Annotated in this window: 16 protein-coding genes; 6 read left to right on the forward strand and 10 right to left on the reverse strand. The window is 59.6% G+C overall.

The window, feature by feature from the left end; genetic code table 11:
• Window positions 1–54: 54 nt before the first annotated feature.
• From ACA048_RS13655 to ACA048_RS13685, 7 genes are all read right to left on the reverse strand, one after another.
• Window positions 55–531, reverse strand: a complete 477-nt coding sequence (locus tag ACA048_RS13655) for a 2,4'-dihydroxyacetophenone dioxygenase family protein (protein ID WP_140668826.1) — start codon at window positions 529–531, stop codon at window positions 55–57.
• Window positions 532–628: 97 nt separating this feature from the next.
• Window positions 629–1,024 carry a hypothetical protein gene (locus ACA048_RS13660; RefSeq protein WP_497629592.1) on the reverse strand — a complete coding sequence of 132 codons (396 nt, stop codon included), beginning with the start codon at window positions 1,022–1,024 and terminating at the stop codon, window positions 629–631.
• 11 nt (window positions 1,025–1,035) lie between these two features.
• Window positions 1,036–1,830 (reverse strand): SDR family NAD(P)-dependent oxidoreductase, encoded by a 795-nt coding sequence (locus ACA048_RS13665; RefSeq protein WP_497629593.1) that lies wholly within the window; start codon window positions 1,828–1,830, stop codon window positions 1,036–1,038.
• A gap of 61 nt (window positions 1,831–1,891) precedes the next feature.
• Entirely contained in the window at window positions 1,892–3,130 is a 1,239-nt protein-coding gene (locus ACA048_RS13670; protein ID WP_497629594.1) for a thiolase family protein, read from the reverse strand.
• A gap of 69 nt (window positions 3,131–3,199) precedes the next feature.
• The gene (locus ACA048_RS13675; RefSeq protein ID WP_497629595.1) at window positions 3,200–4,756 is read right to left on the reverse strand and encodes an AMP-binding protein; all 1,557 of its coding nucleotides are present in this window, start codon (window positions 4,754–4,756) and stop codon (window positions 3,200–3,202) included.
• A 20-nt stretch (window positions 4,757–4,776) separates the two neighbouring features.
• Window positions 4,777–5,910, reverse strand: a complete 1,134-nt coding sequence (locus ACA048_RS13680) for a saccharopine dehydrogenase family protein (protein WP_497629597.1) — start codon at window positions 5,908–5,910, stop codon at window positions 4,777–4,779.
• Between the two features lie 48 nt (window positions 5,911–5,958).
• On the reverse strand, window positions 5,959–7,248 hold the full coding sequence (locus ACA048_RS13685; protein ID WP_497629598.1) for an acyl-CoA dehydrogenase family protein: 1,290 nt from the start codon (window positions 7,246–7,248) through the stop codon (window positions 5,959–5,961).
• Window positions 7,249–7,537: 289 nt separating this feature from the next.
• On the opposite strand from ACA048_RS13685, the gene ACA048_RS13690 reads away from it, so the two are divergent.
• The gene (locus tag ACA048_RS13690; RefSeq protein WP_497629599.1) at window positions 7,538–8,461 is read left to right on the forward strand and encodes a carbon-nitrogen hydrolase family protein; all 924 of its coding nucleotides are present in this window, start codon (window positions 7,538–7,540) and stop codon (window positions 8,459–8,461) included.
• A 125-nt stretch (window positions 8,462–8,586) separates the two neighbouring features.
• Here ACA048_RS13690 and ACA048_RS13695 read toward each other — a convergent pair whose 3' ends face one another.
• Window positions 8,587–10,062: a nucleobase:cation symporter-2 family protein gene (locus ACA048_RS13695; protein WP_497629600.1), complete on the reverse strand. Its 1,476-nt coding sequence runs from the start codon at window positions 10,060–10,062 to the stop codon at window positions 8,587–8,589.
• Between the two features lie 120 nt (window positions 10,063–10,182).
• Window positions 10,183–11,076, reverse strand: coding sequence for a LysR family transcriptional regulator (locus ACA048_RS13700; protein ID WP_497629601.1), 894 nt, complete (start codon window positions 11,074–11,076; stop codon window positions 10,183–10,185).
• A 101-nt stretch (window positions 11,077–11,177) separates the two neighbouring features.
• Between ACA048_RS13700 and ACA048_RS13705 the strand changes: the two genes are divergently transcribed.
• The 5 genes from ACA048_RS13705 (at window position 11,178) to ACA048_RS13725 (ending at window position 16,874) form a co-directional block, all read left to right on the forward strand.
• Complete coding sequence (locus ACA048_RS13705) at window positions 11,178–12,269, forward strand: polyamine ABC transporter substrate-binding protein (protein WP_497629602.1); 1,092 nt, start codon at window positions 11,178–11,180, stop codon at window positions 12,267–12,269.
• Between the two features lie 17 nt (window positions 12,270–12,286).
• On the forward strand, window positions 12,287–13,246 hold the full coding sequence (speB, locus tag ACA048_RS13710) for an agmatinase (RefSeq protein ID WP_497629604.1): 960 nt from the start codon (window positions 12,287–12,289) through the stop codon (window positions 13,244–13,246).
• A gap of 79 nt (window positions 13,247–13,325) precedes the next feature.
• Window positions 13,326–15,062 (forward strand): GMC oxidoreductase, encoded by a 1,737-nt coding sequence (locus ACA048_RS13715; protein ID WP_497629605.1) that lies wholly within the window; start codon window positions 13,326–13,328, stop codon window positions 15,060–15,062.
• 28 nt (window positions 15,063–15,090) lie between these two features.
• Complete coding sequence (locus tag ACA048_RS13720) at window positions 15,091–15,417, forward strand: Rieske (2Fe-2S) protein (RefSeq protein ID WP_497629606.1); 327 nt, start codon at window positions 15,091–15,093, stop codon at window positions 15,415–15,417.
• A 71-nt stretch (window positions 15,418–15,488) separates the two neighbouring features.
• On the forward strand, window positions 15,489–16,874 hold the full coding sequence (locus tag ACA048_RS13725) for an aldehyde dehydrogenase family protein (protein WP_497629607.1): 1,386 nt from the start codon (window positions 15,489–15,491) through the stop codon (window positions 16,872–16,874).
• A gap of 134 nt (window positions 16,875–17,008) precedes the next feature.
• Here ACA048_RS13725 and ACA048_RS13730 read toward each other — a convergent pair whose 3' ends face one another.
• Entirely contained in the window at window positions 17,009–18,061 is a 1,053-nt protein-coding gene (locus tag ACA048_RS13730; protein ID WP_497629608.1) for an aldo/keto reductase, read from the reverse strand.
• Between the last annotated feature and the right edge of the window lie 94 nt (window positions 18,062–18,155).

An 18,155-nucleotide genomic window follows, 5' to 3' on the forward strand; every position in this document is an offset into this window, starting at 1 on the left:
GCAACAACACAGCCACCTGGTCGAAACCGGGCGCCTGCGACACTGGGAGGCTGATCAGACCGAAAAGCTGGTGATGTCTTTGGGCTCGATATCATTGGCTTTGCAGAACGCCAGATAACGCTCGACACTGGATTTCCAGTTTTCGATGGCGACAAGGTTGTTGTTGTCGTCGAAATACAGCAGGTCACCCACCGTAATGTTCAGGGTGATGATTTCATCGCCATATTCAGTCAACCCGATCGGGGTATGACTGGTGCCGGCGGTTTCGAATACCACGCCGCCCTGTTTCGAAATCCAATCGTGTTCCAGGTATTTCCAGGCACCCTTGATGGTGTAGACGACGACCGTGCCGGAATGATGATGTTTGGCCAGAGGAACGCCCGCCGGAGCCTTGAGCAGGGTGATGGTCTCGCCGCGAATCGGGTCGCACTTCAGGTATTTGATGAAGACTTCATCGCTGTAAGGCGTGAAGGGAACCCACGGCAGGTCATCGGCGTCGATCGAGGCGGTATCGATGTTTTCATAAAACATTTTTGTTGTTCTCTTGTGGGGTGAGAGTGTTCACGGTGTTTAGAGGCATCCTGTATCGCCTGCGCATTTACCACCCCCCCATTGGCGAGGGGGATGATCAGCAGCGCTGTGCCGCAGCCAGTCGGCTGCCGCTCAAGTAACGCCAGAACAACACCGCAAAGAGGATGTCACCCGATGCCAGGGCCGGCAGTTGCAAAGGGATGCTGCCCGCCAGCCAATGCCCAACTACGAGGATGGCTACCATGATTTTCAGGAGCAGCCCGAGCACGATGTAGGGCCTGAAACGAACCGGATCGCGGCTGACCATCCAGTATGCCCAACCAAACATAACCACCAGTCCCATGGTGATTTGAATGAACAGGGCAGACGTCGGCGTGATCTCCAGTCCCATCAGATCGGCAACCGGACGCAGGGCTATCAGCATTGGCAGGCCGGCAAGTACGTTGAAGCAAGCGGCGGACTTGAACAGTCCATTGGAGTATTTGGTTTGCATGATTCGATTCCTCAAGCCATCAGTTTGAGCAGTTTCGGATAGCTGTTCGGGAACAGTCGACTCACCCAGAACACGGTTCTCGACTTGTTCCCGGTCATGATGCGTTTCGAGCCTCTGCGCAGGCCTTTGATGATGTCGGCGGCACACTCCTCGGCAGGGGTCAGCAGCATGCCGGCGGCGAGGGTGGCGAACTTTTCTTCTTCCACTCCGGCGGCCTTGCAGCGGCGGCTGGCTTTTTCGATGTTGGTTTTGATCCCGCCCGGATGCACGCACACCGCGCGTACGCCGGTGTTTTCCAGTTCCGACCACAGGCATTCGGTCAGGCCGCGAATGGCAAATTTCGACATGTTGTAGGCGCTTTGCACCGGATAGCCCAGCAGTCCAAAAATGCTCGAAATGTTGACGACGCAACCTTCGCGCTGCTCCAGCATCATTGGCAAAAACGCCTTGGTGCCGTAGAGGACGCCCCACAGGTTGATGCCCAGTTGCCATTCGTACTCTTCAATGGAGGTGTTGGCGACCGTACCCACGACGGTGGCACCCGCATTGTTAATGACGTAATGCACGGTGCCGAAATCGCGTTTGACCTCGTCGGCATGGGCTTGAAACGCGTCCCATGACGCCACGTCCAGTAAATAACTATTGGCGTTGCTACCGGCGGGCAGGCGCCGCAGGGTTTCGTCGAGACCGGCACGATTGATGTCGGACAGGGCGAGACGCGCACCGGCCTCTGCCAGTTGAATTGCCAACTCCCGACCAATACCGGAACCTGCGCCGGTGATGACCACCACTTTGTTTTGAAACATGTCTTTTTATCCTTCTTGTTTTGATGTTTCGCCTGCCATCGCCAATCGAAAAGCAGGGGACCTATTTACTGAGAATGTGAATGGCGACAGCGGCTTCTTCGATGCCCTGCAATCCGCCACCATTTTCCTGAATGCCGTGGCGCGCGCCTTCGACCTGGCGTTTGCCGGCCTCACCGCGCAGTTGCGTGACCAGCTCGCAAATCTGCCCGATGCCGGTAGCACCGAGGGGATGGCCCTTGGATTCGAGACCGCCAGAGGTGTTGACCGGAATGCGTCCGCCGAGCGTGAAGTCGCCGCGTTCGGCGCACGGTCCGCCCATGCCGGGTTCGGCCAGGCGCAAGTTTTCGACCTGGATGATTTCGCCCATGGCCGAGGCGTCATGCACTTCGGCGACATCGATATCGTCCGGGCTCAGCCCTGCGAGGTCATAAGCGTGGTCGGCTGCACGTCGCGCGATGTTCAGCTCTGGCTGATCGAGGCGACGATGGCTGAAACTGCGGATCACGCTGGCCGCCACCTTGATGCAGCGACTGCGATCCGCGCCGATACGTTTGAGGCCTTCCTCGGTGCAGAGGATTGCCGCCGCGGCGCCATCGGAAAGTGGTGCACACATCGGCAAGGTGATCGGGTAGGTGATCGGTGGTGCTGCGAGGATTTCTTCGATGGTGAACGGCTTGCGAAACTGCGAAAACGCGTTGTGCACCGAATGGGTATGGTTCTTGGCCGAGACCGCCGCGATCTGCCGTTGCGTGGTGCCGTAGGTTTTCATGTGATAGCGGCACATGGCGGCATAGATTGCCATGAACCTGCTGTAGGGTTTGTCCGACTCCGAACCTTCGGGAATCTCGACGCCTTCACCCATTTTGACCAGCGTCTGGTAGTTATCCTCAACGCGAGAGACGTCCCATCCGCCTTCGAAAATCTGGAAGGCCTTCGCTTTGTCGGGAATGTTCATTTTTTCGGCGCCCAGCGCCAGAGCGACATCGGTCGTGCCAGCCTGGAGGCTTTGCACGGCTAGGTTGAACGCCGAGCTGCCAGAGGCGCAGGCGTTTTCCACGTTGTAGACCGCAATGCCCTCAATGCCGATCTTGCTGAACACGACCTGGCCCGGGATGGAAATCTGGCCTTGCAGCGGGCCGTTGGTCATCCCGGCATAAAACGCGATGCCCAAGTCCTGGCGGCTGCAGTTGGCGTCTTTCAGTGCGCCTTCCAGCGCTTCGCGCGCGAGGTCGTCGAGGCTGCGCTCCAGATGACGGCCGAAAACTGTCATCGCGATGCCGGCAATGTAGATAGTGCTCATGCAACTCTCCTGACGGACGCCGCATGACTGCGGCGCCGTTTTACGATGGTGGGGGCGAGGGGCGGTGAATCAGATCTGGCGTTGCGCGCCGTCCCAGTAGCGGGCACGCAGGTCTTTCTTCAGAACCTTGCCCACCGGGCTGCGTGGCAAACTGTCAACGAAGTCCACGGTTTTGGGTGCCATGACGCCACCCAGCCGGGATTTGCACAGATCGATGAGTTCCTGCGACGTAACGGTATGGCCGGGGTTGAGTTCAACCACTGCCTTGACCGCCTCGCCCCATTTCTCGTCGGGCACGCCGATCACGGCGCAGTCCTGTACAGCCGTGTGGCTCCACAAGACTTGCTCGACTTCACTCGGATAGACGTTGAAGCCACCGGTGATGATCATGTCTTTCTTGCGATCAGTCAGGTGCAGGTAGCCTTCGCTGTCGATATGGCCGATGTCGCCGGTGTGCAGCCAACCGCCGACGATGGTTTGCGCGGTCACTTCCGGCTGTTTGTAATAGCCCTTCATGATCAGGTCGCCCTGCACGCAAATTTCACCGGTTTCACCCCGGTCCAGAATCTGCCCGGCATCGTTCATCATTTCGACCCGAATCAGCGGGTTGGGGCGGCCGACCGAGGACAGACGGCTGTCACTGGCCAGTTCACCGTTTACCAGATACTCGTCCGGGCGCAGGTTGGCGATGCTCGCCGGGGCCTCGGTCTGACCATAACCACCGGCCATGATCGGACCGAAGATTTCGATGGCCTTTTTCAGCTTCTCGACTGACATCGGCGCGGCGCCGTACAGCAGGTATTTCACCGAGGAGAAGTCGACCTTTTCGATGCCGGGGATTTCCAGCAGCTTGTAAATCACCGTCGGCGGCAGAAAGAATTCGCTGACCTTGTGTTGTGCAATGGATGTCAGCATCAACGCTGGATCAGGTTTTGGAAGCACGACTACCGTGCCACCTTGCGCGGTGCAGGGCACTGCCAGCAGACCTGCGGTGTGGGTCATTGGCGCGGCGGCCATATTCACCGGTTTAAGCCCGTCGCGATAAGCACACGCGAGCATGAAGTGCGCAATGAAGGTTTGCGCACTGCGATGCGTATTCATCACGCCTTTGGGCTTGCCGGTGGTGCCGCCGGTGGGCGAGAGCATGACCACGTCGTCCATGTCATAGGCGACTTCCGGACGCGTCGACGGCTGGCCTGCGGTCCAGGTGTCCAGCGACGGTGTATCGCCGTCGGTGGCGTCGATGCAGATCCAGTGCTTGATCTTCGGCAGTGCAGGCCGGATGTCGGCCATCGCTGCTGCGAATTCGTGCTGGTAGAACATCACGTCACAATCGAACGCGTCGAGAATGTCGGTGTTTTCCTGGACGGCATTGCGCCCGTTGACCGGAATCCACGTCATGTTCGCGCGCCACAGCCCCAGGGTGCAGGCCCACGCCGTGACGTCATTGCCGGCCCAGATCGCGCCTTTGGTTTCCTTCGGCAGGTCCAGTGCCAGCAGGGCGTTGGCGATGCGGCAGGACAATTCGCCGATTTCATGGAAGGTAAAGGCACGCTCGCCCTGGATGTAGGCGATGGCGGCGGGATCTATGCGCCACCCGCGGTCATAAAAATCGATAATTGCCATTTCGGTTCCTGTACTCCGGATCAGAGCTGGGTAACGGTGGCGCGCGCCAGACCGCGTTCTTCGAGGAAGCCCAACAGGTAGCGATGACCGAAGGCTTTGGAGCCGGAAACGAAACCGACCTTGTTGGTGTCGCCATCGATCAGTTTGATCGCCGCTGCAGTCTGCAAGGCGCCGGTGGCGATGTAAGCGGTGGCGCCGTGAACAGTGGCGCGTACTGCAGAGAGCTGGCCGCGGCCGATGGCGGTATCGACCATGCGCGTAATGGTGGTACGTTCGCGCGGTGGCATGGTCGGCGTGGTCGACTGGACCAATTGCTGGATGACGGCGTCCTGCTGTTCGGGTGGCAGAAACTTGTACTCTGACTCCCACTTCTGGCCCACGGCATGCACCATTTTCATGACGTCGTTGTCGTAGAAGCCAACGCAAGAAACGCAGGAACGCACCCGTGGGTCATTTTCGAAATACACCGGCAGCGACGTGCCGCCCCATGGCAAGGCGAAGACCGGGGTCAAGAAGTCAGGCGAGGCGATGTTGAAGGACGTGCCCATCGCGTGCGGTACGAGCTTTTTCTCCCACAGGTAGCATTGTTCGGAGCGAAACAGCTCGAAAATCGATGCGGTCGAACCGACGGTGACACCGGCTGCTCCGCCACGCGGGCCACGGCAGAGTGTCGAGGTTTCCAGCGCGTCGATGCCCGGGTGTTCCAGGGCCAGTTCGGCGGCGATTTCAGCGTAGGTGTACATGTAGGACAGCGAGGGTGACACCACCAGACCGGCCTGCGCATACAGCTCGCCGAACTGCTCACGGACCTGGCGCATGTAGCCCTGTTCCCCGGTGGTGTCGAGGTGATGGCAACCCGCCTTGAGTGCTGCTTCAACGGTGGTCAGACCGAAGTGGACGAATGGGCCGACGGTGTTGCAAACGACCTTGGCGCCTTTGAAGGCGTGGGTGAGTGCTTCAACGGTGTGGTCGGCTTCGATGATTTCGTAGGTGGCCGATTCCAGACGAACCACGCGTTGCGCCATCATTTCTTGCGCGCGCTTGGCGTTTCGGGCCACGGCTGTGAACGGGATGTTTTGGTCAATCAACCAATCCATTGTCAGCATGCCGGTGTAGCCGCTGGCGCCGTAAACTACTACAGGGTATTTAGCCATTTTGTGAGCTCTCTTGTTTTTGGAGTATTGCTGGATGGGGTGTCGAGGTCAGTGCTGCGACCAGCCTTCGGCATAAAGTTGTTGGCACAGCAAGCCAACACGCATCGTGATGATGTAGTTCTCGCCGTCTTCGATCAGTGCCGAGCGGGCGTCGCGAAAGATCTTTTCAATCGGGTATTCGCGAGAAGTACCCGCGCCGCCGAACAGTTGCAGGGCTTCGCTTACGACCTTCATGCATTCTTCGGTGACGGTCACTTTGGCCGAGGCGGTGGCGTAAGGATGGGTGTACGGGGTAAGGCGGGCGTAGGCCAGCGAGCGCCGCGCGACACTGCGTGACAATTCGACACGACGCATCATGTCGCCCAGGCGATAACGGGTCAGCTGATGGTCAATCAGTAACTGGCCGCCCTGTTTGCGCTCGTGGCAATACTGCAAGGCGAGCTCAAAAGCCGAGCGGGCGACACCGGTGAAAACCTGCGACATGTGCGTGCCGGCGTAGGACCACGCCGACGATTGATTGCCGTAGTACTGGTCTTTCTCTGCGACCGCAAAACGGCGCGGTACGGTGACGTTGTCGAAGTAAATCTCGCCTTGGGGCAGCGAGCGCTGGCCAATCTTGTCCAGCGGTTTGCCACGGGAAACGCCCGGCAGGTCCAGCGGAATGATGACCGCCAGACCATACGGCCGACCGTCGGCATCGAAATAGCCGTCACCGTAATCGGCGGAGATGTACGCCAGCGCGATCTGAGCAACTGCACCGTTGGACACCCAGGCCGAGCATTGGCCATTGAGGACGATGTTGTCTTTGCCGACTTTGGCGGTGAGGCTGCCTTTGTTACCGACCTGATCCTTGGGCCATTCGCGCTTCATGTCGTAGACCATGATGTCGCTGCCCTTGTCCGGATGGGTGATTATCCAGCAGCCGACTTTGCCGGTGCACAGCTCCACCAGTTCCTGATTGCCGACAGAGATTGCCATCTGCAAAGGGAAGCCCGCAGCGCCCAACGAGACGCCCAGGCCGGCATCGCCCCAACCCATCTCTTCGCCAATCAGCGATTCCAGCCGAATCGCGACGTCGGGCTCGAACTGGGAAAAGAAATCAGGGGTAAGTCCCAGCTTTGCGGCTTCCTGATAGACCGTCCAGAACGGTGAACCGGGGGCGCAGACATCGTCGGCGCTCATTTTGTCGAGCTCCTGGCCGATGGGGCGCAGAACGTTCTTGGCGAATTGGTGCACGGAATGCTGGACGGCGCGCTCTACTTCGTTAAGCGGCGTCTCGAAGCCGGTCAGTCCTACATCCGGTAGTTGTAAGGTGTCGTGCAACTTGATCATTGTCATACCCCTGCGCCTGTTATTGGCGTTCAGATGCATCTGTGTTCTGGGGTAGGAAAATGACGTGGTTTGATCGTTTAAACCCCCCCATTGAAGAGGGGGAGGACGGCGCTCGAGAAATGTTACATCCGGCTCACTGTGGGCTCTTGATGCAGCGCTTCGAAGACGTTGAGCCGGTTGAGGTCGACGGCGCGATATTCATGCTGTTCATATCATTCAGCAGCGAGTCGGGCTTTATTCATGACCCTGCGGCGTCGGAGAATGAGCAATACCTGATGCCAATGGAGTCACCGCAATGCCCAAGTCAATCGTTGCCGCGCTGCAAATCGGCGCCTTGCCCGGTGGCAAGGCCGACACCCTGGCGCAGATTCTTGCCTGGGAAAACGCCATTGCCGAGTCTGGAGCCCAATTGGTGGTGATGCCCGAAGCCTTGCTCGGCGGTTACCCCAAGGGCGAAGGGTTTGGCACGCAACTGGGTTATCGATTGCCGGAGGGTCGTGAAGCGTTTGCCCGGTATTTCGCCAACGCCATTGACGTGCCAGGGGTCGAGACTGAAGCCCTGGCCGGGTTGTCGACGCGGACTGGGGCCAATCTGGTGATCGGTGTGATTGAACGTGCGGGCAGTACGCTGCATTGCACGGCACTGTATTTCGACCCGCAGGCCGGACTGATCGCCAAACACCGCAAACTGATGCCCACGGGCACCGAACGGCTGATCTGGGGCAAGGGCGATGGCTCGACGTTGCCGGTCATCGACAGTCAGGTCGGACGAATCGGCGCGGTGATTTGCTGGGAAAACATGATGCCGCTGCTGCGCACCGCGATGTACGCCAAAGGCATTGAGGTGTGGTGTGCGCCGACGGTGGACGAGCGCGAGATGTGGCAAGTCAGCATGCGCCACATCGCCCATGAAGGACGCTGCTTTGTGGTCAGCGCCTGTCAGGTCCAGGACTCACCGCACGCCTTGGCCGTGGAGATTGCCAACTGGCCGGTGGATCGGCCTCTGATTGCCGGGGGCAGTGTGATAGTCGGGCCGATGGGCGATGTACTGGCGGGGCCGTTGCGCGATGGACCTGGGTTACTGACGGCTGAAATCGACACGGACGATCTGGTTCGCGCCCGCTATGACTACGACGTGGTCGGGCACTATGCGCGGCCGGATGTGTTTGAGTTGACGGTGGATGAACGCGCCAAGCCCGGTGTGCGCTTCACCGCATAACCCCTTGTGGGAGTGAGCCTGCTCGCGATAGCGGTGGATCAGTCGACAAAAATGTTGAATGTCTAATCGATATCGCGAGCAGGCTCGCACATGGGGTCTGTGGGGATCACACTTAATGTGTTTCCTTACGAGCGGTTCCACTGTGCGACAGCCCCAGGCATTGCAGGTTCAGCCTTGGCCGGCACATCGGGGTTTTCCATCACCGGCAGGATCGAGGCTTGCGGATCGAAATCGTCTTCTTCCAGTTCGATGAACTCCTCGGGCAGGAATATATTCAACACGATAGCGCACAACGCCCCGACGGTAATCGGCGATTCAAAAATGTTGTGCAGCGCCAGTGGCAACTCGCGCAACACCTCAGGCACCGTCGCTACGCCCAGGCCCATGCCGAGGGAAATCGCCACGATCAGCATATTGCGTCGATGCAGGCCGGCTTCGGCGAGGATCTTGATCCCGGCCACCGCCACGGTGCCGAACATCACCAGTTCGGCGCCGCCAAGCACCGGTTTTGGCATCAGTTGCAACACCGCGCCGATCATCGGGAACAACCCCAACAGCACCAGCAAACCGGCGATGAAGAACGCCACGTAACGACTGGCCACGCCAGTGAGCTGGATCACGCCGTTGTTCTGCGCAAACGTGACCATCGGCATGCTGTTGAACACGGCGGCCATGGCGGAGTTGAGGCCGTCGGCGAGCAGGCCGGATTTGATCCGGCGAATGTAGATCGGGCCTTTCACCGGTTGCCGGGAAATCATCGAATTGGCGGTAAGGTCTCCGGCGGCTTCCAGCGGCGACACGAGGAAAATAACTGCGATCGGCACAAACGCGACCCAGTCGAAGTTGAAGCCGTACTTGAACGGCAGCGGCACGCTCATCAGCGGTACGTCGGGCAGGCTGGCGAAATTGACGTCGCCCATCAGCCAGGCCACGACATAGCCCAGGGTCAGGCCGATCACGATGGCGCCGAGGCGCAGAAACGGCACATCGACCCGGTTCAACAGCACGATGGTGCCGAGCACCAGGGCCGCCAGCGCCAAATGACTGGCCGCGCCGAGGTCCGGCGCGCCGAAGCCTCCGGCGATGTCGGTCATGGCCACTTTGATCAGCGACAAGCCCATCAAGGTGATGATGGTGCCGGTGACCACTGGGGTGATCAGCATCCGCAGTTTGCCGATGAACTGGCTGAGCGCCACTTCAATGAACGCCGCAAAAAAGCACACGCCAAAAATTGTCGAGAGGATTTCATCGGTGCCGCCGCCCCGTGCCTTGACCATGAACCCGGCACTGAGAATCACACTGATGAACGAAAAACTGGTGCCTTGCAGACACAGCAAGCCAGAGCCGACCGGGCCGAACCGTCGGGCTTGAACAAAGGTGCCCAGGCCCGAAACGAACAGCGCCATGCTGATCAGGTACGGTATTTCGCTTTGCAGGCCGAGGGCGCCGCCCATGATCAGGGTCGGCGTAATGATGCCGACAAAACTGGCCAGCACATGTTGCAGGGCGGCGAAGACGGTGGCTGTCAGGTGCGGTCGGTCGTTGAGGCCGTAAATCAGGTCGTTATTACGCGCAGCGGGGGCTTTTTCAGAGGCGGTCATGGTGGGTTGCGTGCCAAAAGGCGGGCCGGGTCAGAAAATGGAGGCGCAGGATGCCAGCAGCGGGCACTGAGGGCAAACGATACAGCGGTCGTATACACAGCCGCCTCGCCACATTTACTTTCAGGTAAATGCAGCAAGCAAATCCTGCTCAAACGCCTTTTGCGCATCCCCCGGCACCTGAGCGCGATGTCGCGCCAGATGGAACGCGACCTCAAAACTCATTTCGCCCTGGCGCACGGCGCGCAACAAACCTTTGTCTTCCCAGCTGTGGGCAAAGTGATTGGGCAAATACCCCACGTGTTTGCCGGACAGAATAAAGGCGAGGGTGCCTTCGACCTGCTCAGAGCGCGCCGAACACAGTTTTCCTTGAAACGGTTCGTCACTGCGCAGAAACCGGTAGGGATGATCGACCCGGTCGCAGGCTTGCAGCGCTTCGTCGTTCGGCGCGTCATCGGTGAACAGCGGATGACCGGGCGCGCAATACAGGTGCTGGGTTTCGGTGAACAGCTCGCGGTAGTCGAACGCGCTCTGCACCTGGGAGAAATAGCCGATGGCCAGGTCCAGTCGCTGCTGCAGCAGCAAGCGTTCCATTTCGCCGGGCATGGCACTGATCAATTCGATGCGCACCGATTCGTCCCGCTCACGAAAGCGCCGTATCGCGTCCGCCACCCGTTGCAGCACCGATTGATCAAGGGCTTCGGACAGCCCCAGGCGCACTTCGCCTATCAATCTGCCCGCCACGCCGTTGGATTGATGACGAAACGCTTCGATGGACTCAAACAGCCCGCGCGTCGCGGTCAACAGCTGTTCGCCTTTGGGCGTGATCTTGAACCCGCCCTTGCCGCGACTGCACAAGCGATAGCCGAGGCGGGTTTCGAGCTTGGCCATTTGCTGGCTGATGCTCGATTGGCTCAAGCCCAACTCACCTTGGGCCGCGCTGAAACCGCCGCACTCGACTACGCGCACAAACAGGCGCAGCAGTTGCAGGTCGAGGTCGTGAAGTTGCCCGAGCATCAAACATTACTCCGCCATAAAGTCAGGTTAACAAACTTGATATTTCGCCAATGTAACCGAGCGCGCAACCTGCAACCACTTCCTCTGGTCAGGTGTTCGTCATGGCTCCCATGTTCAAGCTGTGTTTCCCCGCGTTGTTCCTCGCCATGGCTGTGTCGGCTCAGGCGCAGGAAAAGATCGTCAACCTCTACAGTTGGGCCGATTACGTGGCGCCCGAAACCTTGCAGCAGTTCGAAAAGGAAACCGGGATTCACGTGCGCTACGACACGTTCGACTCTTCGGAAGTGCTGGAAACCAAACTGCTCACAGGCGGCAGTGGGTATGACGTGGTGGTGCCATCCTCAAGCGTGTTGGCCCGTGGGCTGGCAGTCGGTGCGCTGAAGGAAATCCCCCACGAAGGGCTCAAGGGTTACGCCAACCTTGACCCGGATCTGCTGGAAAAACTGGCCGCCGTTGATCCCGGCAATCGCTATGGCGTGCCGTATACCTGGGGCACGCTGGGTTTGGGGATGAACGTCGAAGCGGTGCAGAAACGCCTGCCGAATGTGCCACTTAACAGCCTCGATCTACTGTTCAAACCGGAATACGCCAGCAAGCTGAAAGACTGCGGCATCGCGATTCTCGATTCGCCGCAAGAAGTCATCGGCCTGGCGCTACATTATCTGGGTAAAGATCCTTACAGCAACGACAAGGCTGATCTGACCGCCGCCGAGGCGTTGTTGCACCAGTTGCAGCCCAATGTGCTGTACGTCGCCACCGGGCGGCAGATCAGCGATCTGGCCAATGGCAGCGTTTGCCTGGCGCTGACCTACAACGGTGACGCCAGCATGGCCGCTGATCAGGCGCGCAAGGCCAACAAGCCTTTTGAGGTGGCGTACCGGATTCCCAAGGAGGGCACGCTGGTCTGGCAGGACAACCTGGCGATCCCCAAGGATGCACAGCACCCCGAAGAAGCCCGGGCCTTTATCGAGTTCATGTTGCGCCCCGAATCCGTCGCGGCGCTGACCAATACGCTGTTCTTCGCCACGGCCAACCAGGCGGCCACCCCGCTGGTGGATGAAGCCGTGCGCACCGACCCGGACATCTTTCCACTGCCCGATATGCGTGCACGCCTGTACGCCGACCAGAGCATGAGCCTCAAGGACATGCGGTCGCGCACGCGCCTGTGGACCACCTTCCGTAGTCAACAATAATTAAAAAGGAGATCACCATGGACGTCCCGATGCAAAACGATCAAGCCATGACCCGCGACAGCCTCTATGGCACTGCCGCCGAAAGCACCTACGCCGGCATCACCAGTTTCATGCGCCGTCGCTACAGTCGCGACTTGCGCGGTGTCGACGTCGCGGTCAGCGGTGTCCCGTTTGACACCGCCACGAGCAACCGCCCCGGCGCACGTTTTGGACCACGGGGGATTCGCGCCGCGTCCACCGGGATTGCCTGGGAGCGCCACTGGCCATGGACGTTTGATCCGTTCGATCACCTGGCCGTCATCGACTACGGTGATTGCGACTTCGATTACGGTTCGCCACACACGGTGCCGGAAAGTATCGAGGCCCACGCCGAGCACATCCTGAACAGCGGCAGCGCGATGCTGACGTTCGGCGGCGACCACTTTATTACCTATCCGCTGCTCAAGGCCCATGCGCGCAAACATGGTCCGTTGTCGCTGATCCACTTCGACGCCCACAGCGATACTTGGCCGGACGAGGACGGTAAACGGGTCGACCACGGCACCATGTTCTGGCACGCGGCCAAGGAAGGGCTGGTGGATCCGTCGCGTTCGGTGCAGATCGGTTTGCGCACCACCAATGACGATCACCAGGGATTCCAGGTGCTGGACGCGCGTCAGGTGCATCGCCAAGGCTGTGAGACGATTGTCGAGGCGATCCGGGCGAGGGTAGGGGATAACCCGGTGTACCTGACGTTTGATATCGATTGTCTCGACCCGGCATTTGCGCCTGGTACCGGGACTCCGGTTTGCGGTGGCTTGAGCACCGTGCAGGCGCTGGAGATTTTGGGCGGATTACGCGGGATCAATCTGGTGGGCATGGACGTGGTCGAAGTCGCACCGGCCTATGACCACGCGGACATTACCTCACTGGCGGCGGCAACATTGGCGATGGAAATGCTGTGTTTGTATGCGGCAAAACACAAAGTCGACCGCTAAGTGTTCTTTTTCTGGTTTATTTAACCCATTTATCCAATCGAGTCTAAGCTCACCAATCAGGCCTGAATGAGGTGCTGCCATGTCTGACTTTGACTACGACTTGATTGTGATCGGTTCCGGGTTCGGCGGCAGCGTTGCCGCCTTGCGCGCGACTGAAAAAGGCTACCGGGTCGGCGTGATGGAGGCAGGACGGCGCTGGCCTGACAGCGCGATCCCCAAGAACAACTGGGATGTCCGTAATTACCTCTGGCAGCCTGAAGCGCAAATGTACGGCTTACAGCGCCTGACGTTCCTCGACGACGTGCTGGTCCTCCACGGCGCCGGCGTCGGCGGCGGCTCGCACGTATACGGCAGCACCCTCTACGTGCCGCCGAAGAAGTTCTTCGCCGCACCGGAATGGTCCTACATCACCGACTGGTACGACGAGTTGCCGGCGTACTACGATCAGGCCCAACGCATGATGGGCGTGACCCGCGTCCCCTACATGGACAGTGACAAGGACCGGTTGATGCGCGAAGTGGCCACCGATATGGGCCATGGTAATACCTATAACAAGGCGCCTGTCGCGACTTTCTTCGGCACCCCGGGCGTCGAAGTCGACGATCCTTTTTTCGGCGGCGCCGGACCGCGCCGCACCGGTTGCGTGAACTGCGGCAACTGCATGGTCGGCTGCGGCCGCGGGGCCAAGAACAAGCTGACGGAGAACTACCTTTACCTTGCGGAAAAGAATGGCTGCGTCATTCATGATCTACACGAAGTCACCGAACTGACGCCACTCGAAGGCGGCGGCTATGAAGTGCTCACCACCCACCCGGGCTGGATGCAGCGCGTCGCACACATCGATCGCCATCGTTACACGGCCCGAGAGGTGGTGGTCTCCGCACACGCTTACGGCTCGGCACGGCTGCTGCACCACATGCGCGATGCCGACAAGCTAACCGGACTGTCGAATCAACTCGGGAAACTGGCCCGGACCAATTCCGAGGCACTCATTGTAGTTACCCGTCCCTACCGTGACTGGAAGAAGGACCCAGACCGTTTCATCATTTCCCCTGGCAGCGTGTCCATCACCTCCGGCGTCTGGCCAGATGCCAACACCAGCATCGAGCCTGTCTCCTATGGTGTGGGCAGCGACTTTTTTACGCTCGCCACCACCTACTATGCTTCCGGCCCACAAAATCATCCGACGGAAGCATGGCTCAAGCACCTTGTGGAGCACCCGCTTCAGACACTCGGCCAGACGTTCGACGCGCGGCACTGGTCGGAGCGTTCGCTCACCCTGTTGTGCATGCAGACCTCTGACAATTCCCTCGATTTGTACTTCAAGGATGGCATCCTGCGCAGCCGTCACGGCGCCGGCGCGGCACCCCCCACGCACATTGCGACGGCCGACGAATTCGGAAAACGTCTTGCCGCCAAGATGGGCGGACGCGAGGCGGCACTGGACTTTGAGGTCATCAATCGGACGGCCTCGGCACACTTTATCGGTGGCATTCCGATCGGCGCCTCGAGCGACAAGGGTGTGGTCGACCCCTACCAGCGGGTTTTCGGCTACGAGGGTTTGCACGTCATGGACGGCAGCGTCCTGCCGGCCAACCCGGGAGTCAATCCGTCGCTCACCATTTTGGCGTTGGCGGAGCGGGCCATGTCGTTCTGGCCGAACAAGGGCGACACCGACCCGAGGCCTTCGGTCGGCTCCGGGTACAAGCGCCTGACACCCATCATGCCGTTCAAGCCCGCTGTGCCGGCGCAGGCGCCCGGCGCACTGCGGTTCAACAAGCCCGATTACGAAGTGATCCCTGAGTATCCGTACTGAATCGAAGGTTCACGCACAGGAGCCGAACATGCCGAGCTCGAAGGTCAACTACTGCCCATTGGGCCCGTCTTCCCGATTGACTGGCCAGTTGGTTACCCCGTTCTACCTGGAAGATCGCAAGACGCGCGTATCCGTCGCCCGTATCGGCTCACAACTGTTTGCCTTCGACGACATGTGCCCGCACGACGGCTGCCAGCTATCGGCCGGCATCCTCACCGGCACGACGCTCATGTGCCCTTGTGACGGCTCCCGGTTCGATATCACCACCGGCGCGGTGCAGCGCGGTCCTTCGACGTTAGCGCTGCCCACTTACGAAGTTCGCGAGCAGGATGGCGAGATTTCAGTGCGCATCTGAGCGATGTAAGTCACTGGATACAGGCGCCAGCGACAAGGATCGCGCGCCACATTCCCGGGAGTAAATTCACCATGTCGATACCGGATTATTCATCGCTTGTCGCTGATCAGCGTGCTTACTTCCTTGAGGGCCATACGCGCTCGCTGGCGTGGCGCAAGACCCAGCTCGAAGCGGTCAAGGCCTTGTTCACCGACCATCACGACGAGTTGTGCGACGCACTCTGGAAGGACTTGCGCCGCAACGTCAACGATGCCGACCTGATGGATGTGAACTACTGCGCGAAGGAGGCGGCTTACGCCCTGCAGCACATCGAGTCATGGATGGAGCCGCTGCACGAGCCGATGCCTGTGGTGTTCGAACCTGGCTATATCCGCGTACATCGCGATCCGCTGGGCGTTGCGTTGATCATCGGTGCGTGGAATGAACCGCTCATGTTGCTCTTCGGCCCTTTGGTGGCAGCGCTGGCCGCCGGCAACACGGCGGTGCTGAAACCGTCGGAGGTTGCGGCTCACTGTGCCAGCGCTGTGGCACGCCTGGTGCCAATGTATTTCGATCCGCGCGTGGTCGCGGTCGTAGAGGGGGCTGTCTCCGAGACCTCGGCTTTGCTGGCACACCAGTGGGACATGATTTTCTTCACCGGCAGCCCATCGGTGGGCAAGATTGTGCATCAGGCCGCCGCGAAAAACCTGACCCCCTGCGTGCTGGAACTGGGCGGCAAAAACCCTGCCATCGTCCATTCCTCGGCCAATTTGAAGGTTGCTGCACGGCGTATCGCCTACGGGCGCTTTGCCAATTCCGGCCACATCTGTACCGCGCCCGATCATGTGCTGGTCTGGCCGCAGGTCAAGGACGAATTCGTGCAGCACATGAAGGACACGATCCGCGAGTTCTATGGTGATGATCCGAAGCAGAGTCCAGACTACGGACGCGTGATCAACCGTCGCAACTTCGAACGTCTGGCGGCGTTGCTCGCCAGCGGCACGGCTGTCGCTGGCGGCCAGACTGACCCTGACGAGTTGTACATCTCACCGACTGTGCTGGTCGATGTTGCGGTGGATTCGCCCATCATGCAGGAAGAGGTCTTCGGCCCTATCCTGCCGGTGCTTGAGATTGATTCGATCGGCGCCGTTATCCAGTGGATCAACGACCGGCCTAGCCCACTGGGCGTGTACATATTTTCCGAGGACGATGATGTAGTGAACGAGATTTTGGCGTTCACACGCTCCGGCGACGCGGAGGTCAATGACTGCGCGATCCATCCGCTGTTTCCCGAGCTTCCATTCGGCGGGGTGGGCAATTCCGGTATGGGCAAGTATCACGGGCGCTGGGGATTCGAGGCCTTTACCAATGCGCGCGGTGTGCTTCATCACAGCACCGCGATCGACCCTGGAGTTCGCTATCCGCCTTATGACAAGCACAGGGTTGAGCGAGTGATCGTCAACAAGCTGATGCCATAGGGGTGGTAGTCCATCGGGGTACAACACTGCAAAACCGTGGGAGCGAGCCTGCTCGCGATGAGGCCAGCACATTCGACAAAGATGCTGAATGTCGCTATCGCGAGCAGGCTCACTGCCACAGTTTTTGATGTGTATCAGGCCGCTGGGACGATAGGTAAATGGAGGGTTTCAGCCCCGGTATACCGCGCAACCGACCCGGCAATTATTTCATGTGGAACACCCTTCGCCACATCGCTGACCCCATCGAGTCGTGATAACTGCTCGGCATTCATCTGCACAGCCAGAGCCCCCAGCGTCGCATCCAGTTGTTCACGGGTGCGCGAGCCCAGAATCGGAATCAGCGCCGTCGTCGAGCGTTTGGCTTTTTCCCGCAACCAGGCAATGGCCACGTGAGTCGGCGTGGTTTCAAGCTCCGCCGCCACCGCGAGCAAGGTGTCGAGCAGGGCTGTTTCATGGGCGCTTTTTTCGCTGTGAATCAGCATGCCAAGTTTCGTCGCGCGGTTGTTCTCATCACTGGTGCGGTATTTGCCGGTGAGAAAACCGCCGCCCAGCGGTGACCACAACGTGGCGGCCAGCCCCAGTGCTTGCGCCATCGGCAACAATTCCCGCTCAGCGGTGCGTTCGGCCAGGCTATATTCGGTCTGAATCGCGACTATCGGCGCAAAACCGCGCACTTCGGCCAGTACGTCGGCGCGGGCGATGCGCCAGGCCGGGAAGTTCGACAGGCCTGCGTAGTGAATCTTGCCGGCACGCACCAGGTCGTCGAAGCCACGAAGGATCTCTTCCATGGGCGTCACGCCATCGCTGATGTGCGCCCAGAACAGATCGATGTGATCAGTGTTCAACCGTTTCAGGCTTTCCTCGACGGCGCGCACCATGTTCTTGCGGCTGTTGCCGGTGTGGGAAATGCCGGCGGCCGGTGTAGTCCCCATGGTGAATTTGGTCGCGACCACCAACCGGTCACGTTCGGCGGCAATGAACTCGCTGAGCATCGCTTCCGACTGGCCGGCCTGATAGCCGTTGGCTGTGTCGATAAAGTTGCCGCCGGCCTCCAGGTAGCCATCGAAAATACGCTTGGCTTCGTCACGCTCTGCGCCATGACCCCAACCGGTGCCGAAATTGCCGGCGCCCAGCGCCAGTTCCGAAACCCGCAAGCCGGTTTTGCGGCCGAAGACTTTGTAATGCATGGGGTGACTCCTGAGGAAAGACGCCGGGATTGAATTTAAATGTCTAGCGACATGTATTAAATATGATGCCTGCAATTTTTGCCGTCAATACGCT

The sequence above is a fragment of the Pseudomonas sp. LBUM1659 genome (assembly GCF_059716045.1).